Below are 14,147 nucleotides of genomic sequence, written 5' to 3'. Positions count from 1 at the left end.
TCCGGTGGATCATCGCGTGGCGGACCTGAACCTGGCCGACTTCGGACGCAAGGAGATCGCGCTCGCCGAGCACGAGATGCCGGGGCTGATGGCGATGCGGGAACGCTACGGGGATTCGAAACCCCTTGCCGGAGCCCGGATCGCCGGTTCGCTGCACATGACCGTGCAGACCGCGGTGCTGATCGAGACCCTGGTCGCGCTGGGCGCTGAGGTGCGCTGGGCGTCCTGCAACATCTTCTCCACCCAGGACCAGGCCGCGGCCGCGGTGGTGGTCGGCCCGAACGGCGCGGTCGAGGATCCGCAGGGGGTGCCGGTGTTCGCCTGGAAGGGTGAGACGCTGGCCGAATACTGGGCGTGCACCGAACAGATCATGGACTGGGGCGACCGGCGTCCGAACATGATCCTGGACGACGGCGGCGACGCCACCCTCCTGGTGCACAAGGGCGTCGAGTTCGCCAAGGCAGGAGCGGTGCCGGAGCCGGGTGCCGGGGATTCTGCGGAGTACGCGGTGGTGCTGCAGCAACTGCGCTCCTCGACGCTGGACTGGGTGGCGATCTCGAACGAGCTGCGCGGCGTCACCGAAGAGACCACCACCGGCGTCCACCGGCTGTACGAGATGGCCAGGCAGGGCTCGCTGCTGTTCCCGGCGATCAACGTCAACGACTCGGTCACCAAGAGCAAATTCGACAACAAGTACGGCATCCGGCATTCGCTGATCGACGGCATCAACCGTGGCACCGATGTGCTGATCGGCGGCAAGACCGCGGTGGTCTGTGGCTACGGCGATGTTGGCAAGGGTGCCGCCGAGGCGCTGGCCGGACAGGGCGCCCGGGTGATCGTCACCGAGATCGACCCGATCTGCGCGCTGCAGGCGTCGATGGACGGCTACCAGGTGGCTCGGCTCGACGACGTGCTCGACGTCGCCGACATCGTGATCACCTGCACCGGCAATCGCGACGTCGTGACGGCCGATCAGATGGCGAAGATGAAGCATCTGGCGATCGTCGGCAACATCGGCCACTTCGACAACGAGATCGACATGGCCGGGCTGGAGACCTACCCGGGCATCGAGCGGACGGTGATCAAGCCGCAGGTGGACCGCTGGACGTTCCCCGACGGGCATTCGATCCTGGTGCTCTCCGAGGGCCGGCTGCTCAACCTGGGCAACGCGACCGGGCACCCGTCGTTCGTGATGAGCAACTCGTTCACGAACCAGGTGCTGGCCCAGATCGAGCTGTTCACCAAGACCGCCGATTACCCGACCGGCGTCTACACGCTGCCCAAGGAACTGGACGAGGAGGTCGCCCGGCTGCACCTGGCGGCGTTGGGCGTCCGGCTCACCGAGTTGACGCCCGCCCAGGCCGAGTATCTCGGCGTCCCCGAGCAGGGTCCGTTCAAGCCGGACGCCTACCGCTACTGACCTCACGGCGTCCCCCGGTCGAGACCGAGGGACCGAGGGGACGGTTCTCTTGGTCACCGGGGACGGTTCCTTTGGTCACCGGGGACGGTTCTCTTGGTCACCGGGGACGGTTCTCTTGGTCACCGCCGCGACTCCGTTGGTCGAGCTTGTCGAGACCCTGTTCTGTGGTCGGGTCGTGATGGTTGGGTTCTGTTCCGCGGAGTGGGCTGCACCCCGTCCCGCCCGTGCGCAGCTCGCCACCTCTGCTCTCGTCCTTCAGCCCTTGGGCGAGGCTCGCGCGCTTACGCCCGACCTATACGGAGGTCGCTCTGCGACCGGAGTTGAGGAGCAAAGCGACGATACCCGGACGGGGTGCAGCCCACTCCGCTTTCCGGTTGCGTCTCTGCCGGACCCACCACCCGGTGGTCGACCTTGTGCCGAGCGCGACCGGTCGAGACCCTGCCGTTGGGACGCGGGGACGGTTCTTTTCGTCCCACTCTGAGCTCGCGCTGGTGGCCGAACTCACGTGCGCGTCCGCCATCCCGGCGGATGCCGGGATCTCAGCGACGGACGGTGGTGCGGACAGCGATCTCGACATCGGTGACTGCTGGCGGGAAAATGTCTCGGTTTCGTCCTATGACCCGAAATCCGGAAGGTTTCCCGAAATCGGTGAGCGATCTCGACATCGACACACCCCGAATCTTTGCACCGAACTGCCAATCGATCACTCGACAGTCCGTTTGTCGAGCTTGTCGAGACTCATGGTCAGCGGCACTCTCGATTCGATCCAGGCGACATGAAGGTGTGTTGTCACAGTGTTGTCAGAAACCGCCCTGGTGTTGTCAGTTTCAGAATCGTCGCCCGATGCCGACCTCACTGACAAAAAGTGTCAGACCCGGCCTCTATCGTGGTCTTCATGAATCGCATCACTAGTATGGCTACGGGATTTGTCCTAGCCGGCTGGTGGTCGGGTTTTGTCAGTGGTGGCGTTTAGGGTCATCGGTATGAGCATCGCGGTGGAGCCGGGGACGGCGGTGGCGGATTTCGCCACTGTCGTGGCTGGCCTGCTCGATGAGCTCGACTACGACAAGGTGCCACTACTGGCCGATCGGGAACAACTCGACCTGGTGGCTGAGTTGTTGCAAGTGCAGTCGCGGCTGTCGGGCGTGGTGCACACCGTCCTCGGCCAGGTTGATCGTTCCGAAGCGGCGATGACGGCTCACGGTGTCCCGACCGTCAGCTGGTTGGCGTCAGAGTTGTGCTACACCCGGGGTCAGTCCGCTGCGATGCTGCACCACGCCAACGACCTGTCCCGGTTCTCCCAAATCGGCGACGCACTGCGCGACGGTGTCGCCAACGACCGGCAAGCACAAGCCATCACCCAAGTGCTGAAGAAGCTACCGACCGAGCTGGGTGTGGAAGCCGAAGCGAAGGCTCAGGCGACCATGGTCGGGTTCTGCGAGGAGTTCAACAGCCACGAACTTGCTGGTCTCTCCCGGCACCTGTTGGAGGTTGTCGCACCCGAGGTCGCCGAGGAAGCCGAAGCGAAACGACAGGAACGTGAACTACGGGACGCGAAGCAGGCCCGGCATTTGAACTTTGCCGACGACGGTCATGGTTCCACCACCATCAAAGGCTCCCTACCGACCGCTGATGCGGCGTTGATCAAGGCACAGATCGAAGCGCTCGCCCAGCAGATGCACCGCACCGCCCTGGAGCTACGGGATTCGGGTGTGGTGCAGCCGTCGTGGCCGCAACGTCGTGCTGATGCTTTGGTGGAGTTGGCCCGCCGGGTCGCGATCCACCGAGAAGCACCACGCCATGGTGGTGGCCGTCCCCATGTAGTGGTGCTGATCGACTACGACGATCTGCTCGGTGACTGTCACGCAGCCGGCCTGGCCGACGGCACCATGCTGACCGCCGGGCAGCTACGCCAGTACGCCTGCGATGCGGGCATCCTGCCGATCATTCTGGGCGGCCCCTCCGGGGTGCTCGATGTGGGCCGCGAACAGCGCCTGGTCACTCCTGATATTCGCCATGCTCTGCATGTGCGGGACAAGGGTTGTGTGTTTCCTGGTTGTGACCGTCCCGCTGCTGATTGCGATGCGCACCACATCGTCCCGTGGGCCCAAGGTGGCGAGACGTCATTGTCGAATCTGTGTTTGTTGTGTAAACATCATCACAACCTGCTCGAACCTGACATGAAACGGGCGCCGGAGTTGCAGTGGCAGATCAGAATCTCGGCCGATGGGATTGCGGAGGTGATTCCGCCGCGTTTCGTGGACAAGTGTCGACGACCACGTTGTCATCAACGATTCCGACCACCCGAATAGCCGGGGAGAATTGCGGGTGCACGGGTTGGACCTCAGCCAGAAATGTGCGCCTGCATGGGATGGGTCTCGATAAGCTCGACCGACGGTGGCGGGGCAGGGTTTCGACAAGCTCAAGCTCAGTGCTTACGTCATCCCGGCGGACGCCGGGATCTCCGCAATCGGAGAGTCGCTCTGCGGAGATCCCGGATCAAGTCCGGGATGACGAGGACGAAACAGGTCTCGATAGCTCGACCGACGTCGACAGGAGGGTGTCCGCAACGTCGGGAACGGGTGAGTCCGAGCGCCGACGGAGGGGTGCACGACGCGCAGCGCGTCCCGCTTCAGCGGGGGAGTTGAGTTGACGAACTCAATCGGGCGCCGATGGCCTGGTCCAGGAAGGCGGCTCCGGCTACCGCAACGAGGTAGACGACGATGTCGCGGGCGTCGAAGCCGGTGCCGAGCGCCAGGGCGATGGGCGGAAAGGTTGCGGCCCACGCAACGGGGAGGCCGGTGAGCTGGAACAACTCGATCGCCACGCAGAGCGAGCCGGCGACGACGGCGGCCACTGCGGGACGAGCCCGTGGCGCCAGGACGACGACGATCAGGTAGATGAGGATGGCGTACAGACCATCGCCGGCGACGTCGGACGCGGCGCCACGGCGAAGTGCGAAGCGCACTGCCAAGCCGGCCGCGACGGTGGCCACGGTGAGTCCGGCCGCGATCAGCCTGCGGCGTCCGACCGTCGTCATCGGGTATTGCCGGGAGCATCCGGTTGACTCGGGAGCACCTCGACAGGCTAGTCGGACGCTCCGGTGAAAGGGGTGCGCGATGGCGGGCTCCTTTGTGCGAGACCGGGTGGAGCGAGCCCCGGGATCGCGCGCCGGCACGAGTCGGGGCCGAGGCACCGTGACGTGGCGGGCCCGACCCGGACTGACAGGGAAGCCGGGAGGCCGCGACTCATAGCGGGCCGAGAACCTGCCCGGGATCAGTGTCGAGCTCAAGCGCCAGCGCTACGCCCAGGCTGCGTTCCTCGTCGCGGACGTGGCTTTCCATGATGGCTTCGACGCCATCGAGGTGCCGGTCCAACTCATCGACCGGCGCCGTCCGGTCGACCGCCGCCTGCAAAGCGCCCAGCAGGTACGCGATCGTCGAGTGATCCTGCTGCAGGTTCCGCAGTACATCGCGACGTTCGGGATGGGCCGCGGCGATCGCCGGGAACAGTTCCCGGTCCTCGCCTTCGTGGTGGCCGGTCAGCGCGGTACAGAAGCCGTGGCAGAACAGCAGCAGGTTGGGCTGGGCAGGTTCGGTGGACGCACGGCCGGCCAGCGCGATGCGGTCAACCGCAAGGCTTCGCGCAGTCGTTCATGGGCAGTGCGCATCTCGTGGCTCCAGGCGATCAGCCTGGACTTGTCGCCCTCAGTCACGCGAGGGCGAAGGGGTCGACGTGATCATCGTCGTCTCCTTCACGTTCGACGCCTCCATGCCTGACGCTGTCTGCCGCCAGCATGCGACGCTGGTCTGGGACTACCCGAGCAGGTGCCCGACGGGTTGCATCGGGGCAGAGCTTGTTGAATCCCGTTGTCAGTGCGGTGGACCGTGGTCTCGACGGGCTCGACCGGCGGTGCTCGCGTCTCGAGAGGCTAGCCCGGTGGTGGTGGGGGGTCTCGAGAGGCTAGACCGGTGGTGGTGGGGGTCTGGACGGGCTCGACCGGTGGTGATGGGGGGTCTCGACGGGCTCGACCGGTGGTGATGGGGGGTCTCGACGGGCTGGACGTCGGTGGGCGCCAGGTTCGATAGCTCGACCGGCCACTGGGTAGCGCGGACTACTCCTCACTCAGTGCGCCGCGCCGCAGCCGGCTGCGCAACAGTCGTCGTTCGGCATCGTTCTGGGTGAGCCGCAGCGCAGTCAGGTCGGCGTCCTCGGCCTCGTCCGGACGACCCAGCCGGCGCAGCAGTTCGGCCCGCGCGGCGTGGTAGGGGTGGTACTTCGCCAGCGGCTCGGCCAAGGCGTCCAGCTCGGCCAGCGCCGCCGCCGTCCGGGACGGCAGGAACTCGGCCAGCGCCACCGCACGGTTCAGCCGGACGACCGGGCTCGGGTCGAGCCGGCGCAGCAGGTCGTACAGCCCGACGATCTGCGCCCAGTCGGTTTCGGCCCAGGTGGTCGCCTCGCCGTGCACAGCCGCGATCGCAGCCTGCAGCTGCAAGGGCCCCGGACGTCGCGCCGCGGCCGCCCGGTAGAGATGCTGCCGGCCGTGCTCCAGCAGGTCGGCGTCCCAGCGTCGGCGATCCTGGTCGCGCAGCGGCACCAGATCGCCGGCGTCGGTGAACCGGGCTGCGGCCCGGGCGTGCTGGGTGGCGAGCAGTGCCGCCAGCCCCCAGTTCTCCGGGTCGTCGGGAAAGGCGTGCGCGACCAGCTCGGCGAGCCAGAGGGCGTCCGCGCCGAGCACCCGGTCCTGGGTGCCGGTGGTGGAGACGAACGCCTCGTTGTAACAGGCGTAGATGACGGTCCGGACATCCGACAGTCGCGCCGGCAGGGCGGCGGCGTCCGGAACGTCCAGCGCGATGCCGGCGGCGACGATCTTGCGTTTGGCCCGCACGATCCGCTGCGCCAGGGTGGCCTCGTTGACCAGGAAGGCCCGGGCCACTTCAGCGGTCGTGAGGCCGGTCACGGCGCGCAGGGTGAGCGCGATCCGGACCTCGATGGCCAGCGCCGGGTGACAGCAGGCGAAGAGCAGGCCGAGGCGGTCGTCGGTACGCGACCCCAACGAATCCTCGTCCTCATTCCCCGTCGCCGCAGGCGACCAGCCGTCGGGCAGCGCGCTGGTCCGGCCCCGGCGGCGAACCGCGTCCAGCGCGTTGCGCCGGGCGGCCAGCGCAAGCCAGCCGGCCGGGTTGGGTGGGACGCCGTCCCGGCGCCAGGCGACGAGCGCCTCCACGACGGCCGCGGCCACCGCGTCCTCGGCGAGGGCGAAGTCGCCGAAGACGCGGCTCAGCCGCATCACCAGCCGACCGGACTGCTCGCGCAGCAGGTCGGCCAGTGCGGTGTCCGCGGCCGGTGGCGTCACTCGAACTGCGAGTAGTCGACGACCATCGGCCTGACTTCGATGCTCACCCCGGGCAGGTCGAGCGCCGGCCAGGTCTTCGCGAGCGCGATGGCGGCGTCCAGATCGGCGACGTCGATCACGCTGAACCCGCCGATCACTTCCTTGGCCTCGCTGAACGGTCCGTCGACCACCACGCCGCCGGAGCGGACGGTGGTGGCGGTGTCGGGTCCGAGCAGCTCGGCTCCGCTGTCGGTGATGACGGCGGCGTTGGTGCCGAACCACTGGTAGATCCGGCCGTAGACCTCCTGCGCTACCTCGGGGTCGATGTCGGTCTGGGCAGATGGATCGGTGGCGTACATCAGCACGTACTTCATGGTTCCTCCTCGGATCGGTAACAGCGTGCACCCCGATAACGCACGAGGGGAACCGGAATCGACAGCGGTCGAGAAGATTGCGGGTGCCCGCGTCCGGTATTTCGCTGCGCGGACCCGTCGCGAGGGGTGACGTGGCAGATTGATCGGACGTCCGCCCGATCCGACGAACCAGGAGAGCCGATGCTTCGCCGAACGATCGAACCGCCGGACGAGGCTGCGATCGCCGCTGCCCGCGAGTTGAGCGCGGGGCAGGCAAAGCCACCGGGTTCGCTCGGCGTCCTGGAGGATCTCGCCGCCTGGGTCGCCGGCTGCCAGCGACGGTGCCCGCCGCGACAACTCGAGGACGTCCGGGTGGTGGTGTTCGCCGGCGATCACGGCGTGGCGGCGAGCGGGGTGTCGGCCTACCCGGCGGAGATCACGCCGGCGATGGTGCGTGGGATCGCCGCGGGTGTCGCCGGGGTATCGGCGCTGGCGGCCGCGAACGGCGTCCGGGTGGACATCGTGGACATCGCCGTCGCCGCGGACCTCACCGATCTCGACCCGGCGGTCGGCCGGTTCAAGGTCTGCAGCGGCTCCGGCTCGATCGAGATCCAGGACGCGCTCACCGGCGATCAACTGGACGCCGCGCTGGCCGCGGGGGAGCGGATCGCGACGGAGGCGGCCACCGATGGTGCCCAGCTGCTGATCGCGGGCGATCTCGGCATCGGCAACACGACGGTCGCGGCCGCCCTGATCGCCTCCACCTTCGGCCTCCCCCCGGCGGCGGTGGCCGGCCGCGGCACGGGCGTCGACGACGTCGTCCTGGCCCGCAAGGTGGCGGTGATCCAGCGGGCGCTGGTCCGGGCCGGTCGTCGCGCCAGCGATCCGCGGCAGCGGCTCCGGGCGCTCGGCTCGGCCGACATGGCGGCCGGGGTCGGGTTCCTGCTGGGCGCCGCGGCGGCCGGCGTCCCGGTGCTGCTGGACGGCCTGATCGCGGTCGCCGAGGCGTCCGTGGCGGCGTCCATGCATCCCGAGGTGCGGCCCTGGCTGTGGGCCGGCCACCGCTCCAGCGAACCCGGGCAGTCGCTGGCGCTGACCAGGCTCGGGCTGGAGCCGCTGCTCGACCTGCGGATGCGCCTCGGCGAGGGCACCGGCGCGGTCGTCGCGGTGCCGATCGTCCGCGCGGCGGTCGCGGCCTTGCGCGACATCGCGCAGCTGTCAGACCTGGCCTGACGGCCGAGCGGTTCGGACGCCGACTGGGCCGATTCGCCCTGGTTGAGTGGCTGCGGTAAAGTTTGATGTTGGCGTCAGGACGCCCGCGGACTCCGAAGAGCCGCCCACCGATCTCCCCAGGAAATCGTGCCGAACGGCAGGGCAGCGCCGCGCAACGGGAAACCGAGAGGAGAGCAGCACCCTTCATGGACGCTGATCTGAAGAAGAAGACCATCGAAGAGTACGCGACCAAGCCGGGCGACACCGGCTCGCCGGATGTGCAGATCGCGCTGCTCACCCGCCGGATCGCCCACCTGACCGAGCACCTCAAGGTGCACAAGGGCGACCACCACAGCCGCCGTGGCCTGATGCTGCTGGTCGGCCAGCGCCGCCGGCTGCTGAACTACGTCGCCAAGCAGGACGTCGAGCACTACCGTGCGCTGATCGCGCGGCTCGGCCTGCGTCGCTGACTTGATGAGGGGAGTGGCTCCGGCTGCTCCCCTCAACCCATTCCCGGGTTTCGACAGGGTTTCGACAAGCTCAACCAACGAAGAGTTTCGACAAGCTCAACCAAGATCTCGACCGCCGGGAAACAACTGAATATCCACACCACCGTCCACCGCGCGAACGCATGTGAATCCTCGGTCCTCGGTAGTGGCTCTCGGGTCGTCAACGCCCCGCGGGCCTCGATCGAAGACCGGGTTCAAGTCGCCGCCTCAGTAGCTAGCTGAAGGGTGGCCGTGTCGCCGCCGCGGTGGTCAAACCCGAAAGGAGGTCCCGTGGAGGGACCCGATCTGCAGTACACCGAGGCCATCATCGACAACGGCGCGCACGGCAAGCACGTCGTCCGTTTCGAGTCCGGCCTGCTCGCTCGCCAGGCCAATGGCAGCGCGAGCGTCTACCTGGACGGCGACACCATGCTGCTGTCCGCCACCACCGCGTCCAACAATCCGCGTGAGGGCATCGACTTCTTCCCGCTCACCGTCGACGTCGAAGAGCGGATGTACGCCGCCGGCCGCATCCCCGGCTCGTTCTTCCGTCGCGAGGGGCGTCCCGGCGAGGCCGCCATCCTGGCCTGCCGGCTGACCGACCGGCCGTTGCGTCCCTGCTTCGTCAAGGGCCTGCGCAACGAAGTCCAGGTCGTCATCACGGTGATGGCGCTGAACCCCGACGTGCTCTACGACGTGCTGGCGATCAACGCCGGCTCGGCGTCCACCACGCTGGCCGGCCTGCCGTTCACCGGCCCGGTCGGCGGCGTCCGGGTGGCCCTGATCGGTGACACCTGGGTGGGCTTCCCGACCAACAGCCAGCTCGAGGACGCCACCTTCGACATGGTGGTGGCCGGCCGGGTGCTCGCCGACGGCGACGTCGCGATCATGATGGTCGAGGCCGAGTCCACCGAGCAGACCTGGGATCTGGTCCGCTCCGGCCGCACCGCGCCGACCGAAGAGATCGTCGCCGCCGGCCTCGAAGCCGCCAAGCCGTTCATCAAGGCGCTGTGCGACGCGCAGGTCGAGTTGGCCGCGAAGTTCCCCAAGAGCGTGGGCAACTACCCGGTCTTCCTGGACTACCAGCCCGATGTCTACCAGGCCGTCTCCGCCGCCGCGTCCGAGCGGCTGCAGCAGGTGATGACCATCGTCGGCAAGCATGAGCGCGAGACCTCCACCGAGGCGCTGCTGGCCGACCTGCACGGCGAACTCGGCGGCACCTTCGAGGGCCGCGAGAAGGAGATCACCGGTGCCTACCGGGCGCTCACCAAGAAGGTGGTCCGCACCAAGACCCTGACCGACGGCATCCGGATCGACGGCCGCGGGCCGCGCGACATCCGGACGCTGTCCGCCGAGGTCGGCGTCATCCCGCGGGTGCACGGCTCGGCGCTGTTCATGCGCGGCGAGACCCAGATCCTGGGTGTGAGCACGCTGAACATGCTCGACATGGAGCAGAAGATCGACTCGCTGGCGCCGGAGACCACCAAGCGCTACATGCACAACTACAACTTCCCGCCCTACTCCACCGGTGAGACCGGCCGGGTGGGTTCGCCGAAGCGGCGCGAGATCGGCCACGGTGCGCTCGCCGAGCGTGCCCTGGTGCCGGTGCTGCCGAAGCGCGAGGAGTTCCCCTACGCGATCCGTCAGGTGTCCGAGGCGCTCGGCTCCAACGGTTCGACCTCGATGGGCTCGGTGTGCGCGTCCACGCTGGCGCTGCTGAACGCCGGCGTGCCGCTGAAGGCGCCGGTCGCGGGCATCGCGATGGGCCTGATGAGCGACGAGATCGACGGCCAGATGCGCTACCTCGCGCTGACCGACATTCTCGGCGCCGAGGACGCGCTGGGCGACATGGACTTCAAGGTCGCCGGCACCCGTGACTTCGTCACCGCCCTGCAGCTGGACACCAAGCTCGACGGCATCCCGTCCGACGTGCTCGCCGGTGCCCTGCAGCAGGCCCGCGACGCCCGGCACACCCTGCTGGACGTGATGGGCGAGGCCATCGACACCCCGGACGAGATGTCGCCGTTCGCGCCGCGGATCATCACCATCAAAATCCCGGTCGACAAGATCGGTGAGGTGATCGGCCCCAAGGGCAAGATGATCAACCAGATCCAGGACGACACCGGCGCCAACATCTCGATCGAGGACGACGGCACCATCTACATCGGTGCCGACAACGGCGAGGCCGCCGACGCCGCCCGGTCGATGATCAACGCCATCGCCAACCCGACCATGCCCGAGCGCGGCGAGCGTTACCTGGGCACGGTGGTGAAGGTGATGAACTTCGGCGCCTTCGTGTCGCTGCTGCCCGGCAAGGACGGCCTGCTGCACGTCACCAAGCTGCGCGCGCTGAACAACGGCCAGCGAGTGGAGAACGTCGAGGACGTGGTCAGCGTGGGTCAGAAGATCCAGGTCGAGATCTCCGACATCGACGACCGCGGCAAGCTGTCGCTGGTCCCGGTGATCGAAGAGAAGGTCGACGCCTGATCGTCGTCATCACCAGCGGCGCCGCACTCCCTCGGGGTGCGGCGCCGCTGGCGTTGTGGACGGGTGAGGCCGCCGCTGAGCGCGTCCCGGACGTGTCCGGTGACGGCACGGCAAGGTCACGATCTCGGGATCGTCACACGATTCCCGCTTCGGCGCACGATTTCGCGTCCAAGCCCGAAATCATCGACCTGGCTGGGCACCCTGGGACGATCCCGAGATCGTGACGGCTGGCTGTCCACCGGGGCCGGACGCTCGGCAGGGTCAGCTCGATCAGCAGCCGGTCCGTGGGGTCCGTCCCCACGGACCACCAGCACCTCGCGAAGCAAGTTCTGATCAGTGCGGGTTTGCTGGTTGAGCCTGTCGAAACCTGTTGCCAGCGGCTGACCGCGGCTTCGCGCGCGGATGGTGGGATGGGCGATTCCGGCGAATCTCCGCGTCAGAGGGGTCTCGACAAGCTCGACCAACGATCATCAGCGCTTTCCGAAGGAAACGCCGATGCGTGCTGAGTTTCGCTGGTTGAGTATCGAAACCCGTTGCCAGAGGGGTCTCGACAAGCTCGACCAACGATGATCAGCACGTCTCTAAATACCGAGCGCGGCGCCGACGAGCCTCAGGTCGGGCATCGTGCCGATCCCGGAACCGGGGGGCGACGGGGTGCCGTTGCCGGCGTCCGCGAAGATCCGGCGCAACTCCCCGGACGTCAGCGGCGGTCGCCCGGCGGACTTGAGCATGGTCTGGACGAGGACCGCGACACCGGCGATGATCGCGCTCGCCGAACTCGTCCCATTGAAGTTCTGGTAGGCGCTGGTGGCCGGCTTGCAGTTTCCCCAGGGACGGCAGCCGCTGGTGTACACCCGCCGCGCCCAGGAGTAGCAGTCGACGCGGCGTCCATAATTCGACCCGACGGCGGGCTCGTCGGCGCTCACCCAGCGTGCCGGTGTCGACCCGGCCGGCGCCGAGATGTCCACGAAGGCACCGCCGACCAACACCGCGCCCGAGTCCACGTAGCCGGCACCGCCGGGGTCGAGTTGGCAGCGGCCGTTGGCGGTGCCCAGGCCGTCCAGCCCGGTGTTGCCGTTGCCGGCAGGTTCGATCACCACGATCCCGAATCGGGTGAGCAGGCCGATGGCGTCCCGGACGGCCACCTCACGCTCGACCGGGCGCTGAAACCGGGTGCTGATGCCCCCTTCCAATGCGGCGACCTCGATCAGCACGACGTCCCCCGACCGCAGCGCCGGCAACGCGCCCACCAAGACCGATGCCAGCGGACGCGGCGGCGCCCCGCCGTTGAACGGGGACGCCACCAGCACCGCCGCGGCGGTGCAGATGCCGCGGACGCCGCGCGGCGCGACATAGCTGCCGGCGACGATGCCGACCGCCGCAGTGCCGTGGCTGCCACGGAAGCTGCCGACGCCGTGTTGGTTGACGCCGCCCTGCATGGCCAGCTTCAGCGGGACGAGCGCCTCGTGGTCGAACATCCAGCCCGACTCCACGTCGAGCACCTGGACGTCCGCGCCGTACGCCCCGTGCTGCTCCCAGGCCCAGCGCACGTTGCTGCCGATCGGTCCCGGATCGAGATGACTGGCCGGCACCGCCGCCGCGGCTGCCGGCGCCGGCTCGCCGTCCGGTCCGCCGGCGTCGATTACCGGCAGTTCGACATAGGCCAGTTCGACACCCGGCAGGGCGCTGAGCCGGCCCGCGACCTGTTCGGGATCGGCCTCGCTGCCGCTCAGGTCGATCTGCCAGTACTGGGTGAGGCTGGGTTGCCTGGGGTCCTCGGGCGGGTTCTGCTGCTCCAGTTCGCGGAGCTGGCCGGGCGAGATCGAGTCGATCAGCCGGGTCCCGCGCACCCCGTAGGCGGCCAGGGTCTCGGCGAGTTCGCGCAGGCCGGACGCCTCGGCGGCCTCAGCGAGATCGGTGTAGGCGTCGGTGTTGATCTCTCGGCTGAGCCGGACGATCACCCGGAAGGGTCGGCGTCGCTGATAGAGAGTGTCGGTCGGTACGGGATCCTGGGGCACGGTGGGTTCCTCTCGGAGAGTTGCGGTGGCTGGTGAAGAACAGAGTCGATGTGCCGGGCTGGACGACCGCGCAGTCGCGGGGCTGACGGTGGCGAGACCGCCTCGGCCGGGTCGCGGCACCCGCGATCTCGACAAGCCCGACCGGCGCTGGGTCGAGCTCGATCGGCGGTGGATCGAGATCGCTCAGGCCGCCTCGAGCACGACCCGCAACCGGCTCAGAGCGCGCTGCCGAGTCGGCCCGATGCTGCCGATCGCCACGCCCAGCAGAGCGGAGACCTCGTCGTAGGACAGGTCGTGCAACAGGCCGCGGACCACCGCGCGTTGACTCGCGGGCAGTTGCGCGATCGCCGCCTTGAGCTCGCGGTGGCGTTGCGCGTCCAGGCAACGGTCCTCCACCTCGCTGCGGCCGGTCTCGCCTCCCCGGTCGGGCACCTGGTCGACGACCAGCTCGCGGCCCTCCTCGCGCAACAGGTTGTAGGCCGTCCGGCGGGCAGTGGTGGAGAGCCAGCCCGGCAGGCAGGCAGGGTCGCGAATCGCTGTGGCGTGCTGGAACAGGGTGAGCCAGACCCGCTGCTCCAGATCCTGCCGCTGCCAGGGCTTGAGTCCCACCTGCGCGGCGCGAGCCAGGATGCACGGCCGGAAAGCGCGGGTCACGTCGTCCCACACGCCGGGCTCGCCGGCGGCAAGGCGCTGCAGCAGGTCGTCGGGCCACTCGTGGCGCTGCCGGTTCTCGACCGGGCTGAGGGTCTGTGAGGTCATGCTTCATGGTGTGGTCACAGGCTGGCCGGCGGCGGGGAGATGCGCCCGCCATCGGCGGGAAGAACGCCCGGCTGC

General features: G+C 68.4%; 11 protein-coding genes. 5 read left to right on the top strand and 6 right to left on the bottom strand.

The window, feature by feature from the left end; all coding sequences use genetic code 11:
* The first annotated feature begins 4 nt into the window (after positions 1–4).
* Together ahcY and QM711_RS10230 are read left to right on the top strand one after the other, a co-directional pair.
* A complete protein-coding gene (gene ahcY / locus QM711_RS10235) occupies positions 5–1,420 on the top strand; it encodes an adenosylhomocysteinase (protein WP_415098945.1) in 1,416 nt (471 codons plus the stop codon).
* Positions 1,421–2,403: 983 nt separating this feature from the next.
* Positions 2,404–3,732 (top strand): DUF222 domain-containing protein, encoded by a 1,329-nt coding sequence (locus QM711_RS10230; RefSeq protein WP_415098943.1) that lies wholly within the window; start codon positions 2,404–2,406, stop codon positions 3,730–3,732.
* Between the two features lie 320 nt (positions 3,733–4,052).
* On the opposite strand, the gene QM711_RS10225 is transcribed toward QM711_RS10230, so the two are convergent.
* The 4 genes from QM711_RS10225 to QM711_RS10210 all read right to left on the bottom strand — a co-directional run bounded on the left by QM711_RS10225 (position 4,053) and on the right by QM711_RS10210 (position 7,129).
* Positions 4,053–4,460 (bottom strand): DUF2809 domain-containing protein, encoded by a 408-nt coding sequence (locus tag QM711_RS10225; RefSeq protein WP_415098941.1) that lies wholly within the window; start codon positions 4,458–4,460, stop codon positions 4,053–4,055.
* A gap of 208 nt (positions 4,461–4,668) precedes the next feature.
* Entirely contained in the window at positions 4,669–4,932 is a 264-nt protein-coding gene (locus tag QM711_RS10220) for a hemerythrin domain-containing protein (protein ID WP_415099962.1), read from the bottom strand.
* A gap of 602 nt (positions 4,933–5,534) precedes the next feature.
* The gene (locus QM711_RS10215; protein WP_415098939.1) at positions 5,535–6,776 is read right to left on the bottom strand and encodes an RNA polymerase sigma factor; all 1,242 of its coding nucleotides are present in this window, start codon (positions 6,774–6,776) and stop codon (positions 5,535–5,537) included.
* Complete coding sequence (locus QM711_RS10210) at positions 6,773–7,129, bottom strand: YciI family protein (RefSeq protein WP_415098937.1); 357 nt, start codon at positions 7,127–7,129, stop codon at positions 6,773–6,775. Before QM711_RS10210 ends, QM711_RS10215 begins: the two co-directional genes overlap by 4 nt.
* 180 nt (positions 7,130–7,309) lie before the next feature.
* On the opposite strand from QM711_RS10210, the gene cobT reads away from it, so the two are divergent.
* The 3 genes from cobT (at position 7,310) to QM711_RS10195 (ending at position 11,295) form a co-directional block, all read left to right on the top strand.
* Positions 7,310–8,341 (top strand): nicotinate-nucleotide--dimethylbenzimidazole phosphoribosyltransferase, encoded by a 1,032-nt coding sequence (gene cobT / locus QM711_RS10205; RefSeq protein ID WP_415098935.1) that lies wholly within the window; start codon positions 7,310–7,312, stop codon positions 8,339–8,341.
* A 185-nt stretch (positions 8,342–8,526) separates the two neighbouring features.
* Entirely contained in the window at positions 8,527–8,790 is a 264-nt protein-coding gene (gene rpsO, locus QM711_RS10200; protein WP_415098933.1) for a 30S ribosomal protein S15, read from the top strand.
* 309 nt (positions 8,791–9,099) lie between these two features.
* A complete protein-coding gene (locus tag QM711_RS10195; RefSeq protein WP_415098931.1) occupies positions 9,100–11,295 on the top strand; it encodes a polyribonucleotide nucleotidyltransferase in 2,196 nt (731 codons plus the stop codon).
* Between the two features lie 581 nt (positions 11,296–11,876).
* On the opposite strand, the gene QM711_RS10190 is transcribed toward QM711_RS10195, so the two are convergent.
* Positions 11,877–13,313, bottom strand: coding sequence for a S8 family serine peptidase (locus tag QM711_RS10190; protein WP_415098929.1), 1,437 nt, complete (start codon positions 13,311–13,313; stop codon positions 11,877–11,879).
* A 183-nt stretch (positions 13,314–13,496) separates the two neighbouring features.
* Positions 13,497–14,072, bottom strand: a complete 576-nt coding sequence (locus QM711_RS10185) for an RNA polymerase sigma factor (RefSeq protein WP_415098927.1) — start codon at positions 14,070–14,072, stop codon at positions 13,497–13,499.
* Positions 14,073–14,147: the final 75 nt, after the last annotated feature.

Source organism: Micropruina sp. (assembly GCF_047602385.1).
GTDB lineage: Bacteria > Actinomycetota > Actinomycetes > Propionibacteriales > Propionibacteriaceae > Micropruina.
Note: the sequence above shows the minus strand (reverse complement) of the source record. Positions and strands in the feature narration are given on the sequence as shown.

Excerpts from the sequence above, each read along its gene's own strand:
- rpsO (WP_415098933.1), top strand. The coding sequence starts at position 8,527 with ATGGACGCTGATCTGAAGAAGAAGACCATCGAAGAGTACGCGACCAAG.
- cobT (WP_415098935.1), top strand. The coding sequence starts at position 7,310 with ATGCTTCGCCGAACGATCGAACCGCCGGACGAGGCTGCGATCGCCGCT.
- QM711_RS10230 (WP_415098943.1), top strand. The coding sequence starts at position 2,404 with ATGAGCATCGCGGTGGAGCCGGGGACGGCGGTGGCGGATTTCGCCACT.
- QM711_RS10225 (WP_415098941.1), bottom strand. The coding sequence starts at position 4,460 with ATGACGACGGTCGGACGCCGCAGGCTGATCGCGGCCGGACTCACCGTG.
- QM711_RS10185 (WP_415098927.1), bottom strand. The coding sequence starts at position 14,072 with ATGACCTCACAGACCCTCAGCCCGGTCGAGAACCGGCAGCGCCACGAG.
- QM711_RS10210 (WP_415098937.1), bottom strand. The coding sequence starts at position 7,129 with ATGAAGTACGTGCTGATGTACGCCACCGATCCATCTGCCCAGACCGAC.